The organism is Nocardioides sp., assembly GCF_047602075.1.
In the GTDB taxonomy this organism is placed as follows: Bacteria; Actinomycetota; Actinomycetes; order Propionibacteriales; family Nocardioidaceae; genus Nocardioides.
The window spans coordinates 632,104-650,261 of the sequence record NZ_JASGIF010000001.1 but is presented as its reverse complement, the minus strand read 5'-3'; the positions used below and the strand labels follow the sequence as shown (position 1 = coordinate 650,261).

At 70.6% G+C, this 18,158-nt stretch carries 15 protein-coding genes; all 15 read right to left on the bottom strand.

What is annotated here, in order from left to right:
* Window positions 1-3: 3 nt before the first annotated feature.
* Window positions 4-1,407, bottom strand: coding sequence for an RsmB/NOP family class I SAM-dependent RNA methyltransferase (locus QM714_RS03390; RefSeq protein ID WP_415097572.1), 1,404 nt, complete (start codon window positions 1,405-1,407; stop codon window positions 4-6).
* Entirely contained in the window at window positions 1,400-1,816 is a 417-nt protein-coding gene (locus QM714_RS03385) for an MmcQ/YjbR family DNA-binding protein (RefSeq protein ID WP_415097570.1), read from the bottom strand. The genes QM714_RS03390 and QM714_RS03385 overlap by 8 nt, the downstream gene beginning before the upstream one ends.
* A gap of 17 nt (window positions 1,817-1,833) precedes the next feature.
* On the bottom strand, window positions 1,834-2,760 hold the full coding sequence (gene fmt / locus QM714_RS03380) for a methionyl-tRNA formyltransferase (protein WP_415097568.1): 927 nt from the start codon (window positions 2,758-2,760) through the stop codon (window positions 1,834-1,836).
* 13 nt (window positions 2,761-2,773) lie between these two features.
* Entirely contained in the window at window positions 2,774-3,319 is a 546-nt protein-coding gene (gene def / locus QM714_RS03375; protein WP_415097566.1) for a peptide deformylase, read from the bottom strand.
* Between the two features lie 54 nt (window positions 3,320-3,373).
* Entirely contained in the window at window positions 3,374-5,413 is a 2,040-nt protein-coding gene (locus QM714_RS03370) for a primosomal protein N' (RefSeq protein WP_415097564.1), read from the bottom strand.
* A gap of 74 nt (window positions 5,414-5,487) precedes the next feature.
* A complete protein-coding gene (metK, locus tag QM714_RS03365; RefSeq protein WP_415100957.1) occupies window positions 5,488-6,681 on the bottom strand; it encodes a methionine adenosyltransferase in 1,194 nt (397 codons plus the stop codon).
* A 112-nt stretch (window positions 6,682-6,793) separates the two neighbouring features.
* Window positions 6,794-8,059 carry a bifunctional phosphopantothenoylcysteine decarboxylase/phosphopantothenate--cysteine ligase CoaBC gene (gene coaBC, locus QM714_RS03360; protein WP_415097562.1) on the bottom strand — a complete coding sequence of 422 codons (1,266 nt, stop codon included), beginning with the start codon at window positions 8,057-8,059 and terminating at the stop codon, window positions 6,794-6,796.
* A gap of 39 nt (window positions 8,060-8,098) precedes the next feature.
* Complete coding sequence (rpoZ, locus tag QM714_RS03355) at window positions 8,099-8,449, bottom strand: DNA-directed RNA polymerase subunit omega (protein ID WP_415097560.1); 351 nt, start codon at window positions 8,447-8,449, stop codon at window positions 8,099-8,101.
* A gap of 10 nt (window positions 8,450-8,459) precedes the next feature.
* Entirely contained in the window at window positions 8,460-9,053 is a 594-nt protein-coding gene (gmk, locus tag QM714_RS03350) for a guanylate kinase (RefSeq protein WP_415097558.1), read from the bottom strand.
* Window positions 9,050-9,367 (bottom strand): integration host factor, actinobacterial type, encoded by a 318-nt coding sequence (gene mihF, locus QM714_RS03345; protein ID WP_415097556.1) that lies wholly within the window; start codon window positions 9,365-9,367, stop codon window positions 9,050-9,052. Before mihF ends, gmk begins: the two co-directional genes overlap by 4 nt.
* 79 nt (window positions 9,368-9,446) lie before the next feature.
* Entirely contained in the window at window positions 9,447-10,262 is an 816-nt protein-coding gene (pyrF, locus tag QM714_RS03340; protein ID WP_415097554.1) for an orotidine-5'-phosphate decarboxylase, read from the bottom strand.
* Window positions 10,259-11,365, bottom strand: a complete 1,107-nt coding sequence (locus QM714_RS03335) for a quinone-dependent dihydroorotate dehydrogenase (RefSeq protein WP_415097552.1) — start codon at window positions 11,363-11,365, stop codon at window positions 10,259-10,261. The genes pyrF and QM714_RS03335 overlap by 4 nt, the downstream gene beginning before the upstream one ends.
* A complete protein-coding gene (gene carB / locus QM714_RS03330; RefSeq protein WP_415097550.1) occupies window positions 11,362-14,817 on the bottom strand; it encodes a carbamoyl-phosphate synthase large subunit in 3,456 nt (1,151 codons plus the stop codon). The genes QM714_RS03335 and carB overlap by 4 nt, the downstream gene beginning before the upstream one ends.
* Window positions 14,817-15,980: a glutamine-hydrolyzing carbamoyl-phosphate synthase small subunit gene (gene carA / locus QM714_RS03325; RefSeq protein WP_415097548.1), complete on the bottom strand. Its 1,164-nt coding sequence runs from the start codon at window positions 15,978-15,980 to the stop codon at window positions 14,817-14,819. The genes carB and carA overlap by 1 nt, the downstream gene beginning before the upstream one ends.
* A 102-nt stretch (window positions 15,981-16,082) precedes the next feature.
* Window positions 16,083-17,585, bottom strand: coding sequence for a hypothetical protein (locus QM714_RS03320; protein WP_415097546.1), 1,503 nt, complete (start codon window positions 17,583-17,585; stop codon window positions 16,083-16,085).
* Window positions 17,586-18,158: the final 573 nt, after the last annotated feature.

Genomic DNA, 18,158 nt, shown 5'->3' with positions numbered 1-18,158 from the left:
ACGCTACCCACGCCGTCGCAGCAAGGCGACGAACATCGCGTCGGTGCCGTGTCGGTGCGGCCACAGCTGCACCGTCCCTGGAAGTGGTCCGGCACTGTCGGGCACGTGTCGGAGCAGTGCGCTGGCATCCTCCAGGTCCGTCTCGGGGTGGCTCTCGAGCGCCGCCACGACCACCTCTCGAGTCTCGGCGAGGGCGGGTGAGCAGGTCGCGTAGCAGACGACGCCGCCTGGCCGGATCGAGGCAAGGGCACTGTCCAGGAGGTCGCACTGCAGGGGCACGAGGCTGGCCAGGTCGGCCGGCGATCGGCGCCATCGGGCTTCCGGTCGGCGGCGGAGGGCGCCCAGGCCGGTGCAGGGCGCATCCACCAGGATCCGGTCGAACCAACCCGGTCGCCACGGCGGTCGACGACCGTCGGCCACCAGCACGGCGGCCGCACCGGGTGCACTCCGCAGGGCGTCCTTGACCAGTGCCGCCCGGTGCGGCTGTCGCTCGCTGGCCAGCAGCGCGCTGCCACGGTCTGCGGCCAGGGCAGCGAGCAGGGCGGCCTTGCCACCGGGGCCAGCGCATAGGTCGAGCCAACGCTCGTCACGACCGGCCAATGCGGCGTCGGCGAGTGCGATCGCGACCAGTTGGGAGCCCTCGTCCTGCACGCCGGCCCGCCCCTCGGACACTGCTGGCACGTCCGCAGGGTCACCGCCGTCGAGGCGGACGGCGTACGGCGACCAGGGCGTCCGCTCCCCCGGCAACTCGGCGACGTCGGCGAGCCCGGGCCGGGCGACCAGCACCACGCGGGGTGGCTGATTGTCCGCGGCGAGCAAGGCGGTGAGCTCGTCCTCGGCTCCGGTTGCTGCGAGCGCGGCGGCGAGCTCGTCCACGATCCAGCGGGGGTGACTCTGCTCGATCGCCGCGAACCCGTGCGGGTCGGTGTCGGGATCTGGCGCGATCCGGCGCACCCACTCCGCCAGGTCGTGCTGGCTCACCCGCCGGAGCACTGCGTTGACGAAGCCGCTGGTGCTCGCGCCCACCTCGGTGCGGGCGAGGTCGACCGAGGAGCTCAACGCTGCGTGCGCGGGCACCCGCATGCCGAGTAGTTGGTGGGTGCCCAGCCTGAGCACGTCCAGCACCGGAGGGTCGACCTTCGCCAGCGGCCGGTCCAGGCAGTTGGCCAAGATGGCGTCGTAGGTGCCCCGCCCACGCTGGCTCCCGGCCACCAGCTCAGTCGCGAAGGCGGCATCTCGGCCAGTCAGACCGCGGCGGCGCAGCGCATGTGGGAGCACCAGATTGGTGTAGGCGTCCTCGGCGGTGACCGCCCGAGCGACCTCGAACGCCGCCAGTCGGGCGGGGTCCGGCCTTCGGCGCTGCTGGCGGGTGGTCGCCGGACGAGCGCGACGCCGCCGATCAGCCATCCGAGAAGTGCTTCTTCACCAACGACTTCGGCGCAACCGCACACCAGGCGTCGGTGATCACCTCGGTCAGCTCGTCGACCTGCATCTCGCCTAGCCGGGACTGTTGCACGAGCACGGCGTTGTAGCCGTTGAAGTGCGGGACGGTGAAGAACGGCGACGCCTCGTCCTCCACCAGTGCCGCCTTCTCAGCCGCATCCGCGACCCGGATCACCAGCAGGTCGTCGTACAGCTCCCCGGTCTCGGGGTCGATCGCCGTCTTGTGCGGCTTGCGGAAGAGCACGAATCCCTTCCCCTTCGGGCCGGTGGGCACCTTGTAGGTCGGCACGTCACCCCAGCTGGTCCCGAACTCCACCTCCGGCAGCTCACGACAGATTCGGTCCACGTCCTCCGGGGTCGCTCGCCTCGCCATGCCGACCAGGATAGAGGTCAGCTGAAGCGGGGATCGGTGCCGAGGCGCACGCCGCGGGCCCAGTCGGCGGCGGGCATGGGCCGCTTGCCGAACGGGCGGATCTCTCCTAGTCGGACCGGGTGGGTGCCGGTGCCGACATGCACGTCGCGCTTGGTGACCGCGAGGTGGCCCGGGGGCAGTGGCGGCTGATCGGGAGCGAGGGTGATCGGGGCGAGCTTGACCCGCTCCTCAGCCCACGTGGTCCAGGCGCCGGGCGCGGGGGTGCAGGCGCGCACCTGGCGATCGAGCGCGAGCGCGGGGTGGGTCCAGTCGAGGTGAGCGTCGTCGACGGTGATCTTCGGCGCGAGCGAGATGCCGTCGCTGGGTTGAGGCCGGGCAGACAGCGAACCGTCGGCGATGCCGTCCAGAGTCGCCACCAGCAACGCGGCGCCGGCCTCGGCCAGGCGGGCCAGCAGGTCACCAGCGGTGTCGTCGGGGCGGATTCGCTCGGTCATCACGCCGTACGTCGGCCCGGCGTCGAGCTCGGCGACCAGCCGGAAGGTGGTGGCGCCGGTGATCTCGTCGCCCGCCCAGATGGCCCGCTGGACCGGTGCCGCTCCACGCCAGGCCGGAAGGCAGGAGAAGTGCAGGTTGACCCAGCCATGCTCGGGCAGGTCGAGGGCCGGTTGCGGGACCAGCGCGCCATAGGCGACCACCGGGCAGCAGTCCGGAGCGAGCTCGGCGAGCGCGGCCCGGAAGTCGGGATCGCTGGGGCGTGCCGGCTTGAGGACGGACACGCCGAGCTCCTCGGCCCGAGCGCCGACCGGAGAAGGAGCGAGCCGACGCCCTCGCCCGGCGGGGGCATCCGGCCGGGTCACCACGCCGACCAGGTCGTGGCCCGAGGCGGCGATCGCGTCCAGGGACGGCAGCGCGACCTCCGGGGTGCCGGCGAAGACCAGCCGCATCAGGCGACGCCCGTCACAGGCCCAGACCGCCGGTGGCGTGCGGTGAGATCCTGACGGTGGGTCGCTCGGCGCCGAACCAGTCCGACTCGCGGATCTGCTTCATCGCGGCCTTCCGGTTCTCGGTGTCGAGCCGGTCCAAGAAGATGATCCCGTCGAGGTGATCGGTCTCGTGCTGGAGGGCACGGGCGAGCAGCTCGGATCCCTCGACGACGATCGGCTCACCGTGCTGGTCGAAGCCCTTCGCCACCGCGCGCAGCGCCCGGCGGCAGTCGTAGACGACGTCGGGGAGGGACAGGCAACCCTCCGGGCCGTCCTGGGTCTCCTCCGAGAGATCTAGCACCGGGTTGACCAGGTGGCCCACCTCGCCGTCGACGAACCACGTGAAGACCCGCAGCCCGACCCCGATCTGCGGCGCCGCCAGGCCCGCACCGGGGGCATCGCGCATGGTCTCGGTCAGGTCCTCCACCAGCCGGCGCAGCTCGCGGTCGAAGTCGACCACCTCGACCGCTCGGGTGCGCAGCACCGGGTCGCCGAACAGTCGGATCGGCTGGATGGCCACGGAGTTGCTCCTTTCGGGTGATGCGCGGGCAAGTTTAGAGGTGTCGTCGCGGGACTACAGGACCACGGGATCGACCTGGACGCGGACGGGGTCGAGCTTGCGGGCCGAGCGCACCCGCGCAGCCTCGCCGAGAGCGCGGGACAAGGCGATGCCCTGGGAGCGCGGGGCACGCAGCACGGCACGCCACTCCCCCCGATCGCCGAACGCCACCGGGCCTAGCACGTCGGCCGCGGAGGGCAGCTCGAGGATGGTGAGCAGGTCGTCGACGGCTCCCGGCTCTCCGGTGAGCGTCGCGAGTCGGGCGGCAGGTGGCAGCCGGGCCTCCCGGCGCTGCGCGATCTCACGCTCGGCGAATCCAGCCGGGTCCCAGCGCACCAGTGCCTGCAGCGCTGCCTGGCTGGCATCGCCGACGGCGACCACCGAGCCACCGGGTCGCACCAGGGCGGCAGCGTTGAGCCAGCGGCGCAGCGACTCCTCTTCGGTGCGCAGGTCCGCCCGGGCCAGCATCAGCCAGGTGTCGAGCAAGACCACCGCTGCGTAGCCCTCCCGCGCGATCGGCTCCGCGCCGGGCGTGGCGACCACGATCTCCCGCTGGCGGCTCACCTCGGCCAGGACATGGTCGCCGCTGGACCGTCGCACCGGGACCTGGGGGAACGAACGACCCAGCTCCTCGGCCGTCCGCGAGTCGCCGAGCACCGGCGCCCGCAGGCCGCGGTGGCCACAGATGGGGCACGCCCAGGAGTCCTCCGCAACCCCACACCAGCGGCAGACCGGAGGCGTCATCACCCCGGTGAGCACCAACGGACCCGAGCAGTGCCGGCACCGCGCGGGGCCGCGACATCGCTCACAGGCCAGGCTCGGGGCGTAGCCACTGCGGGGGGTCTGCACCAGCACGGGTCCGTCCGTGAGAGCCCGCCGAATCGTCTGGAAGGCCGTCGACGGGAGCCGCGCTCCGCGGGCATAGGGGTCGCGGGCCAGCTCTTCCTCGGCAGCGCCGGCAATCTGCACCGTCACTCGCTCGCGCACGACGGCTCGGGGTGCGGTGATCTCGTGGGCCCAGTTGGTGCGAAGCAGATAGGCGGTCTCGACGCTGCGGGCGAACCCGCCGAGCAGTGCTGCCGCGCCCTGCTGCTCGGCTCGCAGGAGCAGGGTCTCTCGGGTGTGAGGGTACGGCGCGCGCGGCTCGGCGAACAGGTCGTCACCGTCGTCCCAGATGGCGAGGAGACCGAGATCGTGAACGGGCGCGAACGCCGCCGCCCGGGTGCCGACGGCGATCCGGACGGCGCCACGAGAGAGTGCCAGGAAGTCACGGTAGCGGGCCTGGGGACCCACATCGGCCACGAGCTTCACGTGCTGGTCTGGCCCGAGCACCGCGGCGAGGGCGACCGAGACCCGGTCGACGTCGCGAAGGTCAGGCGCGCAGATGACCACCCCGCGACCGCTCGCCCGGGTCGCTGCCGCGGCGTGTGCGACCAGAGTCGGCCAATCGGCGGCGGGAGCGGCGGTCCACACCGCTCGCGGAGATCCGCCCGAGGACAGATGGGTCAAGAAGGCATCGCCGTGCCGATAGTCCGCCCAGGCCCGTTCCCCCGCCTCCAGGTCGAGCGTCGGCTCGGGAGCGGGCTCCCTGGCTGCCTTCTCCGCGGTGGCGTGGCGCGGAGGGACCGCCAGCCGGAGCACATCGGCGCGACTTCCGGCGTAGCGCTCGGCCAGTCGGCCGGTCAACCCGGCGATCTCCGGGAGCAGCACCGGCTCTGGGCTGACCACCCGGCGCAACGGCGTCAGCCGACCAGCGTGGTCGGAGGCGCCAGCCCGCTCGAGCACGAAACCGTCGACGTCCTGACCGGCGAACCGCACCCGGACCCGGGCGCCCGGGACGGCGTCCTCGCCCATGGTGGCCGGGACGGCATAGTCGAACGGTCGGTCGAGATGGGCGAGCGGCACGTCGACCAGCACCCTGGCCACCGGGTCTGTCTCGGCCACGGGCTTGCTCTGGGTGCCCGCCTTCGGCGCCGTGGCTCGAGAGCGGCGCACGGTGGCGCGCAGGCCAGGCAGCGCCTCCTGCTGTGCACTCGCCTGCGACGACCCGGTCATGGCGCGTTTCTATCAGCCGCCCTCGACATCTCCTCGATCAGCGAGGAGACGGGCGGGAGGCCGTGGCTCGTGGGTCAGCCGATCGCAGCGCGGAGCGCGGCGGCGCGGTCGGTGCGCTCCCAGGTGAACTCCGGCAACTCACGGCCGAAGTGTCCGTAGGCTGCCGTCTTGGCATAGATCGGCCGGAGCAGGTCGAGGTCGCGGATGATCGCCGCGGGTCGCAGGTCGAAGACCTCCAACACGGCCTCTTGGATCTGCGCATCGGGGACCACACCGGTGCCGAAGGTCTCGATGAAGACGCCGACGGGGTGGGCGGTGCCGATGGCGTAGGCGACCTGGGCCTCGCAACGACGTGCCAGCCCGGCGGCCACGACGTTCTTGGCGACCCAGCGCATCGCATAGGCGGCCGACCGGTCCACCTTCGAGGGGTCCTTGCCGGAGAAGGCACCGCCACCGTGGCGGGCCATGCCGCCGTAGGTGTCGATGATGATCTTGCGGCCGGTCACCCCGGCGTCGCCCATCGGGCCGCCGACGACGAACCGCCCGGTGGGGTTCACCAACAGGCGGTAGTCGTCGGAGGGGATCTCGACGTCGGTGAGGATCGGGTCGACGATGTGCTTCCTCACGTCGGGACCGAGGGTGTTCTCCAGGTCGACGTCGTCGGCGTGCTGCGTGGAGACCACGACGGTGTCGATGCGGACGGGACGGTTCTGCTCGTCGTACTCGATGGTGACCTGGGTCTTCCCGTCGGGCCGCAGGTAGGGCATGGTGCCGTCCTTGCGGACCTCGCTCAGCCGCTGGGAGAGCCGCTGGGCGATGGTGATCGGCAGCGGCATCAACTCGGGAGTGTCGTCGCAGGCGTAGCCGAACATCAGGCCCTGGTCGCCCGCACCTTGCCGGTCCAGCGCATCGGCGGAGCGGTCGTGGCGCTCCTCGTAGGCGTCGTCGACGCCCTGGGCGATGTCCGGGGACTGTGCGCCGATGGCCACCTGCACGCCGCACGAGGCGCCGTCGAAGCCCTTGGTCGAGGAGTCGTAGCCGATCTCCAAGATGGTCTCGCGGACCAGCTGTGCGACCGGGGCATAGGCCTCCGTGGTCACTTCGCCCGCCACCACGACCAGGCCGGTGGTCAACAGCGTCTCGACGGCCACCCGGCTCCGTGGGTCGTGCTCGATGAGATAGTCGAGAACGGCGTCGCTGATCTGGTCCGCGATCTTGTCAGGATGTCCCTCGGTCACCGACTCAGAGGTAAAAAGTCGTCCGGCCACGTTGCTCCACTCCTTGCTGCTCACGACGCTCGAAGACTACCTGGGTCGACCGGCGCCGCGGCGCCGTCTCGGCCTGCCATCCCCGTTGCGGGGCGGCTGGGCTCCTGCCAGTTCATTCCAGCCGCGTGGCCACCTGGTCCCAGATGACCTGCGCGACCGCACTCTTGCTGCCCCGGGGGACCTCGACGGCGCCACCATCGGTGTCCAAGATCACGGCCTGGTTGTCCGGCTCGCCGAAGACGGCACCACCGGAGACGTCGTTGACGACCAGCAGGTCGCATCCTTTCCGGGCCAGCTTCGCCCGACCGAGCTCGAGCACCGACCCGGTGGCGTCGCCCGTCTCCGCAGCGAAACCTACGACGACCTGGCCAGGGTGGGCGCGATCGGCGGCCAGGCTCTTCAAGATGTCGGGGTTCTGGGTCAGCGCGATGTCCGGGGCCGTCCCATCGGTGGCGCGCTTGATCTTGGCTTCGCTGACGGCAAGCGGACGGAAGTCGGCCGGGGCCGCCGCCATCACCACCGCGTCGGCCGAGGCCGCGGCTGCCATCACGGCGTCGCGCAGCTCCTCGGTCGTCTCGACCGAGACCACCTTCACTCCTGCCGGGTCGGGCAGCGCTACGTTGGCGGCGATCAGGGTCACCTCGGCGCCGCGGGCGGCGGCTACTCTGGCCAACGCATAGCCCTGCAGGCCGGACGAGCGGTTGCCGAGGAAGCGGACCGGGTCGAGGTACTCCCTCGTGCCGCCGGCCGAGACAACCACGTGCCGGCCGGCCAGATCGGGCGCCGAGACCCCGCGGACCAGCACGTCGCGACACAGTTCGAAGATCTCCTCGGGCTCCGGCAACCTGCCCTTGCCGGAGTCGGCGCCGGTCAGCCGGCCTTCGGCGGGCTCGACCACCAGCGCACCGCGGGCACGCAGGGTCGCGACGTTGGCGACGGTGGCGGGGTGCTCCCACATCTCGGTGTGCATCGCGGGCGCGAACACCACCGGGCAGCGTGCGGTCAGCAGGGTGTTCGTCAGCAGGTCGTCGGCCAGCCCGTGGGCCGCCTTCGCGAGCAGGTCGGCCGTCGCGGGTGCCACCACGACCAGGTCGGCGGTCTGCCCGATCCGCACATGCCGCACCTGATGCACGTCCGACCACACGTCGGTGGACACCGGTTTGCCCGAGAGCGCCGACCAGGTCGCCGTCCCGACGAACTCCAAGGCTGCCGCGGTGGGCACCACGGTCACGTCATGGCCGGACTCGGTGAAGCGGCGCAGCAGCTCGCAGGACTTGTATGCGGCGATGCCAGCGGCCACGCCCAACACGACATGCGGCTTCGACTCCGCTGAGGACAGCGGAGTCGAGGTGGCTTGGCTCGTCGGCGGCTGGCTCATCGGCAGGTGGTCGACCGGGCGAGACCGGTCAGGCGAGGATCACTCGCCCGGGGCGAACGGGTCCGACACCTCGAAGCCGGCGTCGAGAGCGGCCTGACTGCGGGCCTCCTCCTCGGCGGCCAGCGTGGCCGGGTCGACGTCCTCGCAGTTGAGCAGGTCGTCGTTGATCTCCCGGAGAGCGATCGACAGCGGCTTCTCCTGGACGTGGGTGTCGACCAGCGGGCCGACGTACTCCAGCAGGCCCTCGCCCAGCTGGGAGTAGTAGGCGTTGATCTGGCGTGCCCGCTTGGCGGAGAACAGCACCAGCTTGTACTTGCTGTCGGTCTTGGTCAGCAGCTCGTCGATCGGGGGGTTCGTGACGCCCTCGGCGGCAGGGATCGGGCCAGACAAGGAAATTGCCTCACAGAAGGTCGGTGGATTCGTCCGGCCGGGTGGGCGCGGGCGCAGTCATCAAGGTTACCAACTCCTCGGCCGCAGCGTGAACTTCGTGATTGACGATCGTCACGTCGAACTCGCGCTCGGCGGCCAGCTCCTCGACTGCCGTCTGCAGCCTGCGATCACGCTCCGCGCTGCCCTCGGTGCCTCGGCCGACCAGCCGGCGGACCAACTCCTCCCACGACGGCGGGGCCAAGAAGACGAACAACGCGTCCGGCATCGTCTCTCGGACCTGCCGGGCGCCCTGCAGGTCGATCTCGAGGAGGGCCGGCCGCCCCTCGGCCAGGGCCTGCTCGACCGGGCCCCGGGGGGTGCCGTACTTCGCCGCTCCGTGCACCACCGCCCACTCGAGCAGCTCGGCGCGCGCCACCATCGCGTCGAACTCCTCGTCGGAGACGAACCAGTAGTGGGTGCCGTCCGCCTCGCCCGGTCGCGGTGACCGAGTGGTGACCGACACCGACAAGAAGACCTCGGGGTGATGCGTGCGTACGTCGGCCGCGACGGTGCCTTTGCCGACCGCTGTCGGACCGGCCAGGACGACCAGCCTGGACTCGCTCACTGGTCGCCGAACTCGCGCTCCAATGCGGCGATCTGCTTCGTGCCCAGCCCACGCACGCGGCGGCTCTCGGCGATGCCGAGGCGCTCCATGGTCTGTCGGGCACGCACCTTGCCTAGGCCCGGCATCGACTGGAGCAGGTCCAGCACCCGCATCTTGCCGACCACCTCGTTGTGCTGGCCCTCGGCGATCACCTCGGAGATCGAAGCCCCGGAGTTCTTCAGCCGGTTCTTCACCTCCGCCCGCTCGCGACGGGAGGCCGCCGCCTTCTCCAGTGCCGCTTGACGCTGCTCAGGGGTGAGCGGGGGCAGGGCCACAGGCTTCTCCGTCTTCGTGGTGCTGGCTGACCCGGCCACCCTAGTGCGACGGTCTCCGGGGCGGCAATCGGGTGGGTCGCTAGGCGAGCTCGGCGTTGGTGCGCCGGGCAGCGTCGGCGAGGGCTGCGGGGTCGGGGCCGTGGCGGAGCAGCTCCCGGCTCGAGCTCGGGAGCACGTTGTGGGCGGCCGTCTTGAAGATCCGGCGGAGGTCGGCGGCGGTGCCGCCTTGGGCGCCGTACCCAGGAGCGAGCAGTGGGCCGTTGATGTCGAAGGACTCGCCCACGTCGGCGATGGTGGCGCCGACGACCGCGCCGAAGGAGCCGAGGGGTTGCTCGTCGGCGTTCAGGCGTCGCAGGTGGTCGAGCATGGTGCCGCCGACGGTGCGGCCGTCCTCCGTGACCGCGTGCTGCACCTCGGGCCCCTCCTTGTTGGAGGTCAGCGCTAGCACGAAGACTCCGGCACCGTGCTTGCGCGCGGTCTCCACGAACGGATCCAGGGAGCCGAAGCCGAGGTAGGGGCTGACCGTGATCGCATCGGCGGCGATCGGGGACGCCGGGTCGAGGTAGGCGTCGGCATAGGCCTGACTGGTCGAGCCGATGTCACCGCGCTTCACGTCGAGCAGGACCAACGCACCGGCGGCCCGCGACTCGGCGATCACCCGCTCGAGGACGGCGACGCCGCGGCTGCCGAACCTCTCGTAGAACGCGCTCTGTGGCTTGACCACGCAGACGTGCGGCGCCAGGCCCGCCACCGCCCCCAACGCGAAGCGCTCGAGGCCCGCCACGGTGTCCTCAAGTCCCCACTCGTGCAGCAGCGTGCTGTGCGGGTCGATGCCCGCGCACAGTGGTCCACGTTGGTCCATCGCGGCCCGCAGCCGCGCTCCGAAGGTCGTCATCGCTCCTCGTCCTCCCTGTCGTCTAGCCCGTGCGCCACCCGGCGCGGCCAGAGCGGGCCGCCGTAGATGAATCCGGTGTAGGCCTGCACCAGGCTCGCGCCGGCCGCGAGCCGCTCGCGAGCGTCCGCCGCCGAGGAGATCCCACCGACCGACACCAGCGTCAGTCGCCCGTCCACTCGGGCGGCGAGCAGGTGGAGCACCTCCAGCGACCGGGTCGCGAGCGGGGCTCCGGACAGCCCGCCAGCGCCGAGCTCGGCCACCTCGCCCGCCGGAGTCGTCAAGCCGTCGCGGGCGATGGTCGTGTTGGTGGCGATGATTCCGTCCAGCCCGATCGCCAGGGCCAGGTCGGCAACCGCTAGCACGTCGTCGTCGGCCAGGTCCGGTGCGATCTTGACCAGCAGCGGCACGCGGCAGTCACCGGTCACCCGGTCGGCTGTGGCGCGCACCGAGGTGAGCAGCGGTTCCAGCCGGTCGACGGCCTGGAGGTTCCGCAGGCCGGGGGTGTTGGGTGAGGAGACGTTGACCACCAGGTAGTCGGCGAACGGCGCCAACAGGGTCGTGCTCTTGGCGTAGTCCGCCTCGACGGCGGTAGCGTCGTCCTCCGGGACCACTTTGGTCTTGCCGATGTTGACCCCGAGCACCGGCCCCGTCGGGGCGCGACCTGCGCGACGCATGCTCCGGGCCGCGAGCCGACGTGCCACTGCTTCGGCGCCGTCGTTGTTGAAGCCCATCCGATTCACGATCGCCCGATCGGCCGGCAGCCGGAACAGCCGCGGCTGCGGGTTGCCCGGCTGCGGCTCGCCGGTGACGGTGCCCACCTCGACGTGTCCGAACCCGAGGCCGGCCAGTGCGTCGATGCCGACGGCGTTCTTGTCGAAGCCCGCCGCCAGGCCCAGGGCATTCGGGAAGGTCAGTCCGAGCGCCCGCACCGGCTCCGCTTCGTCCCGGGCCCGCGCGCCGGGCGCGACGACCCGCGCGGTCATCGGTCGCGCCGCCCGGATCGCCCGGAAGGCCCGCTCGTGGGCGGCCTCTGGGTCCAGTCGGGTGAACAAGCGGTCGAAGACCAGCTGGTAGGCCACCCCGCGGCCTCCGTCGGACGTCATAGGCTCTGGTCGCCCGGACGACCTGACGCGATGGCGTCCTCACCGGGTGGAGCGGCATCGGCGGGGGCGACGAGCGCCGCCCAGTCCTGCAGCGAGCGGACCGGCAGGCTGCCGGCGATCATCGCCTCGATGCCCTGCACGGCGGCACCCAGCCCCTGCACCGTGGTGATGCAGGGGACGTTGTTCATCACCGCCGCGGTCCTGATCTCGTAGCCGTCGACGCGCACCGACCCTCCGGCGCCCTGCCCGCCGCCCCCGGATCCGTGCGGGGTGTTCACGATCAGGTTGACCTCCCCCGACGCGATCAGCTCGATCGTGGTCGGCTCCCCCGCCGGACCCACCCCCTCGAAGTGCTTGCGCACCACGGTCGCGGCGATGCCGTTGCGGCGGAGCACCTCTGCCGTGCCCTGGGTCGCCAGCACCTCGAAGCCGAGGTCGGCGAGCCGCTTGACCGGGAAGATCATCGTCCGCTTGTCCCGGTTGGCCATCGAGACGAACACCCGGCCACGCGTCGGCAAAGACCCGTAGGCCGCGGTCTGCGATTTCGCGAACGCGGTGCCGAACATCGCGTCGAAGCCCATCACCTCCCCGGTCGACCGCATCTCCGGGCCGAGCACCGTGTCGACCGTCTTGCCGTCGGGGGTGCGGAACCGGTTGAACGGCATCACGGCCTCCTTGACCGCGATCGGCGCCGAGGCCGGCGGGTCACCGCCGTCGCCGTCGGCCCGGAGCACCCCTTCGGCGCGCAGGTCGGCGATCCGCTCACCCATCATCACGCGGGCGGCGGCCTTGGCCAGCGGAACCCCGGTGGCCTTCGACACGAATGGCACGGTGCGCGAGGCCCGCGGGTTCGCCTCCAAGACGTAGAGCACGTCGGAGCCGAGGGCGAACTGGATGTTCAGCAGCCCGCGCACGCCGACCCCGCGGGCGATCGCCTCGGTGGCGGTCCGGATGCGGTCGATCTCGGCGGCGCCGAGGGTGATCGGCGGCAGCGCGCAGGCGGAGTCGCCGGAGTGGATGCCGGCCTCCTCGATGTGCTCCATCACGCCGCCGAGGTAGAGATCGTCGCCGTCGTAGAGGGCGTCCACGTCGATCTCGACCGCGTCGTCGACGAACCGGTCGACCAGGACCGGATGCTCCAAAGACACCTGGGTGGCCCGCTCGATGTAGCCGTGCAGGGCGCCGTCGTCGTAGACGATCTCCATGCCGCGGCCACCGAGGACGTACGACGGCCGCACCAGCACGGGATAGCCGATCTCGGCGGCGATCCGCTGCGCCTCGGCGAAGGACGACGCCAATCCGTGCTTCGGGGCGGGCAGGCCGGCCTCGGCGAGCACTCGGCCGAACGCCCCACGCTCCTCGGCGAGGTGGATCGCTTCGGGGGTGGTCCCGACGATCGGGACGCCGGCGTCCTCCAGCCCCTGCGCCAGCCCGAGCGGGGTCTGTCCACCGAGCTGGCAGATGACGCCGGCCACCGGACCGGCCTGCTGCTCGGCGTGCACGATTTCGAGGACGTCCTCGAGGGTGAGCGGCTCGAAGTAGAGCCGGTCGGAGGTGTCGTAGTCGGTCGACACGGTCTCCGGGTTGCAGTTGACCATCACCGTCTCGTAGCCGCGTGCCGACAGCGCGAGCGAGGCGTGCACGCAGGAGTAGTCGAACTCGATGCCCTGGCCGATCCGGTTCGGCCCGGAGCCGAGGATGACCACCGCGGGCCGCTCGCGCGGCTCGACCTCCGTCTCCTCGTCGTAGGAGGAGTAGTGGTACGGCGTCCGCGCGGCGAACTCCGCGGCGCAGGTGTCGACCGTCTTGTAGACCGGTCGGACACCCAACGCGTGCCGGACGCCGCGGACGACCGCTTCTGGCATGTTGCGCAGCTTGCCGAGCTGCACGTCGGAGAAGCCGTGCCGCTTGGCCAGGCCGAGCAGCTCGGGGGTGAGCTCGGGGGCGTCGATGATCTCCTGGGCGATGTCGTTGATCAGGCACAGCTGGTCGACGAACCATGGGTCGATGCCGGTCGCGTCATGGATCTCTCGGGGGGTCGCTTCAGCCCGGATCGCGTCCATCACGAACCGCAGCCGCCCGTCGAACGGCGTCCTGATCCGCTCCAGGAGGTCGGCCTTGTCCAGCTCGACGTAGCGGTGGCTCCAGTCGAAGGGTGCGTCGCGGTTCTCCAGGGACCGAAGCGCCTTCTGCAGCGCCTCGGTCAAGTTGCGGCCGATGGCCATCGCCTCGCCGACCGACTTCATGTGCGTGGTCAGCGTCGGGTCGGCGCCGGGGAACTTCTCGAAGGCGAACCGCGGCACCTTCACCACGACGTAGTCCAGGGTGGGTTCGAAGGACGCCGGCGTGCTCTGGCCATCCTCGCGCGCGGTGATGTCGTTGGGGATCTCGTCGAGGGTGTAGCCGATGGCGACCTTCGCCGCGATCTTGGCGATCGGGAAGCCGGTCGCCTTCGAGGCCAGGGCAGAGGAGCGCGAGACGCGGGGGTTCATCTCGATGACGATGACCCGGCCGTTCTCGGGGTTGACCGCGAACTGGATGTTGCAGCCGCCGGTGTCGACGCCGACCGCCCGGATGATGCCGATGGAGAGGTCGCGGAGGTGTTGGTATTCGCGGTCGGTGAGCGTCATGGCCGGCGCCACGGTGATGGAGTCGCCGGTGTGCACGCCCATCGGGTCGAGGTTCTCGATCGAGCAGACGATGACAACGTTGTCGGCCTGGTCGCGCATCACCTCCAGCTCGTACTCCTTCCAGCCGAGGATCGACTCCTCCAAGAGCACCTCGGTGGTCGGGCTGGCGGCCAGGCCGGAGCCGGCGATCTTGCGCAGGTCGTCCTCGTCGTAGGCCATGCCCGAGCCGGAGCCACCCATCGTGAACGACGGCCGGACCACGACCGGGAAGCCCAGCTCACGGGCGCCGGCGAGGGCGCGGTCGAGCGCGATCCGCTCCAACTCCTGCTTGGGCGTGCCGGTCGGGGCGTCGGCGGCGTTGCAGATGACACTGCGCGCCACCTCGCCGCCGAGGTCGGTGACGATGCGCTTGAACGATTCCCGGTTCTCCCCTCGCTCGATCGCCTCGATCGAGGCACCGATCAGCTCGACGCCGTACTTGTCGAGCACGCCGCGCTCGGCCAGCGCCATCGCGGTGTTGAGCGCGGTCTGGCCACCGAGCGTCGCGAGCAGCGCGTCGATCGGGTGGCCGGCGTTCGACTCGGCCTCGATGACCTTCTCGACGAACTCCGGCGTGATCGGCTCGACGTAGGTCGCGTCGGCGAACTCCGGGTCGGTCATGATCGTCGCCGGGTTGGAGTTGACCAGCACGACCCGGATGCCCTCCGAGCGGAGCACCCGGCAGGCCTGGGTGCCGGAGTAGTCGAACTCGCAGGCCTGTCCGATCACGATCGGGCCGGAGCCGATCACCAGGACGCTGGAGATATCGGTGCGCTTGGGCATCAGGCCTCCCCCCGCTCGGCGCTCCGACTAGCGCTCATCAGGTCGCAGAACCGGTCGAAGAGGTACGCCGCGTCGTGCGGACCGGCCGCCGCCTCGGGGTGGTACTGCACGGAGAAGGCCCGCAGCCGTCCGTCTGAGTTACGCAGCTCCAGGCCCTCGATGACGTCGTCGTTGAGACAGACGTGCGAGACCCGGGCAACGCCGTACGCAGTGTCGACCGGCTCGTCGAGACCGACACCGTCGGGCCAGGCGACGGCGAAGCCGTGGTTGTGCGAGGTGACCTCGACCTTGCCGGTGGTGCGGTCGATCACCGGCTGGTTGATGCCGCGGTGACCGTATTTCAACTTGTAGGTGCCCAGTCCCAGCGCTCGGCCGAAGAGCTGGTTGCCGAAGCAGATCCCGAAGTAGGGCAGCCCGCGCTCCAGCGCACCGCTGAGCGTGGTCAGGTCGGCAGTGGCGGGGTCGCCGGGGCCGTTGGAACAGAACAGCCCGTCCGGCGCCAGCTCGAGCACGTCGTCCAGAGTGGCCGACGCCGGGAGCACGTGTGTCTCGACGCCGCGCTGAGCGAGCATCCGTGGCGTGTTGGACTTGATGCCCAGGTCGAGGGCGACCACGCGGAAAGCCGGCTGCTCGCCGGAGTCGGCAGCAGCCGGAACGACGTACGCCTCGTCGGTCGACACCGCGGCGGACAGGTCGGCGCCGGTCATCTCTGCCGACGCCCGCACCCGCTCCAGCAGCGCCTCGGCGTCGTGCTCGGTGGAGATGCCGACCCGCATCGCACCGCGCTCACGCAGGTGCCGGGTCAGCGCGCGAGTGTCGATGCCGCTGATCCCGACCACGCCCTGAGCCTGCAACTCGTCGTCGAGGCTGCGCCGGGCGCGCCAGTTGGAGGGGATCCGGGCCGGGTCGCGGACCACGTAACCGGCAACCCAGATCCGCTGGGACTCGTCGTCCTCGTCGTTCCAGCCGGTGTTGCCGACATGGGGCGCCGTCATCACCACGACCTGGCGGTGATAGCTGGGATCGGTCAACGTCTCCTGATAGCCGGTCATGCCGGTAGAGAAGACCGCTTCGCCGAAGGTGGTGCCGGAGGCACCGAAGGAATCACCGGTGAAGGTGCGCCCGTCTTCGAGGACGAGCAGTGCTGGGGCATGCACTGGCACGCCGACCTCCTTCTCCGCCTCACGGGACGGATCGTTAAAGGATGTTCGAGCGCCTCGACCCTATCAGCGCGGCTGGTCCGCAGCCTGCGGGGATCGCATTGATCAGAGCGATGCCTTCGAGCCCGGGCTCCAGGCCTGGCCGGCCCGGGCCGAGGCACGGAAGTTCACCAGGCTCATGATCCCTCCGAGCAAGAGGCACACCAGGACCGCGCCGAGTGCGAATCCCGTGGACGGCCTGTAGTAGGTCGGGGTGTTGGACATTGCGTTGATCCCGCTGGGGGTCGCCAGGTAGATCAGGGCCGCGACGGCCGCTGCAACGACTAGCGGCACTGCCACCACCAGTCCACTCAGCCCCGCCAGCCAACCGCGGCGGTCGGTGAGCGCAGCCAAAGGAGCGGTCGATCTGGCCGAGTCGCGGGTATCAGTCGCCAGCACGATAGCGGTGACAGCGACAAGACCCAGCAGCCCCCACAGCGCCCACAGGCTGATCCAACGCTGGTTCATGAGGGGCACCGTTCCCGCGGCAATCCAGGTCTCTCCGACCGAGGCGAGCCCAAGTCCACCCACGACCAGGTGGTTGGCAGATGCCTGCAACTCCTGGACGGGCAGGTCGCGTCCGGTCGTCGACACCAGGTTGAGCGTGGCCCGGCCATGCCGCAACTCCTCGGCCGCTGTGGTGCGAAGCACTCGAACTTCCGCGTTGGCAGGGATGCCGGCGCCGGCACGCAACGCAGCCAGTGGCTTGGTCGAGAACTCGGCAACCCCGACGGTCGTGCCGCACCTGAGCCCGACTGCCCCCAGGTCTTGACAGCTCCCGGAGATGCGGTAGCGGATCGGGGCATCGCTAGCCCCACCTCTCTCGTCCACGCCGTCCCATGTCCAAACCGGCGCGGCATTGGCTGGAAGTCGTGCGATGAACTGCTTGGTTCCTGAGGTGTTGGCGAGTCGACCCGCCTGGACGACGGTGTCGCCGAAGGTATCGCGTCCGGCGACTGCCTGGCGGTAGATGGCGGTCTGCAGGCCTACGTCGAGTTGAACCTGACCGAAGGTGAGGATGACGACTGCCACGCCTGCGGTCAGTCTGGCTGTGCGGGTGGTCATGAGTTGCAGCCGTCGTCCACCGACGATGGCACCAGCTGCACCGAACCGCTGGCCCCACGCGTGCACCCGATCGCCGAGCCCGACCAGGAGCACAGTCACCAGACCCGCCACGGTCACGATGACTGTCAGCACGAAGCCGTGGTAGGCAAGGACTCGCCCAGGCTGACTTGAGACGAACGGCACCAGCCAGATGGCAGCCGCGCAGGCGGCGATGCAGACGATGGCTCGGACTAGGGGCGGCGCGAGGGCAGCGCCGACCGGTGCGCGTTGGCCGCCACGCCCTGCGAAACGCAGGCCCGGAAAGCACACGACGACAGTTGCGGCGATAAACGTGATTGCGGCTGCCAGCAGACCTGTCACCCAGTGCCCGCGCACTTGAGCGGCGTTGAACTCCGCGTCGAGCCACGGGACCCGAACATTGACCACTCCCAACACCAACAGGCCCCCGATACCGAGAAATGCACCTGCTGCCACTCCGGGGAGAGCCGCCCTGACCTCGATCACCGCGAGATGTCTCCGCGCGGCCCCGATCGCGACCAGTTGGCGCGCTCGGTGCCGGCGACGCTCGGCACCGATGGCACCGGAGATCCCTAAAGCAACGAGCCCGGGGAGGACGACGAGAAAGGCCGGGGCAGCCCACAGCTGCCATCTTGGGTGCTCATTGAGGGTCGGGAATCCCCAAAAGCTTGGCTGTCCACCGACGCCGAAGCCGCTGATTCGCATCATGCTCGCGCCGCGCAGCGCTCGCTCGGTGGGGCGTACGTACACCCTGCGTTCACCAGGCACCTCGAGGCCCTCAGTTGCGATGACGCCCGCAACCGGTCCGAATAGATCTTCATTTCCACCTTGCAGGGCGCGCTCAACCGCAGGCGAGACCACCGCCTCGCCAGGCAATGGCCACCTAGAGACGCCAGGCGGCAGCGGGGCTCTCGTGGTCAGCGGCGACAGCCACACCACGACCACGCCCTGCTCGATCCCATGCTCATCGCGTACCGACTGCAGGCTCAGGTGATACAGAACGCGCGCCTTGTCGCGGGCCGTGGCCTTGACCGGAAGCAGTGATTCCATCCGTGCCTG

Coding starts and splice junctions, on each gene's coding strand:
- coaBC (WP_415097562.1), bottom strand. CDS start 8,059: ATGAGCCAGCCGCCGACGAGCCAAGCCACCTCGACTCCGCTGTCCTCA.
- carB (WP_415097550.1), bottom strand. CDS start 14,817: ATGCCCAAGCGCACCGATATCTCCAGCGTCCTGGTGATCGGCTCCGGC.
- QM714_RS03335 (WP_415097552.1), bottom strand. CDS start 11,365: ATGACGTCCGACGGAGGCCGCGGGGTGGCCTACCAGCTGGTCTTCGAC.
- QM714_RS03370 (WP_415097564.1), bottom strand. CDS start 5,413: ATGACCGGGTCGTCGCAGGCGAGTGCACAGCAGGAGGCGCTGCCTGGC.
- QM714_RS03390 (WP_415097572.1), bottom strand. CDS start 1,407: ATGGCTGATCGGCGGCGTCGCGCTCGTCCGGCGACCACCCGCCAGCAG.
- pyrF (WP_415097554.1), bottom strand. CDS start 10,262: ATGACGACCTTCGGAGCGCGGCTGCGGGCCGCGATGGACCAACGTGGA.
- fmt (WP_415097568.1), bottom strand. CDS start 2,760: ATGCGGCTGGTCTTCGCCGGCACCCCGGAGGTCGCGCTGCCGTCCCTG.
- QM714_RS03385 (WP_415097570.1), bottom strand. CDS start 1,816: ATGGCGAGGCGAGCGACCCCGGAGGACGTGGACCGAATCTGTCGTGAG.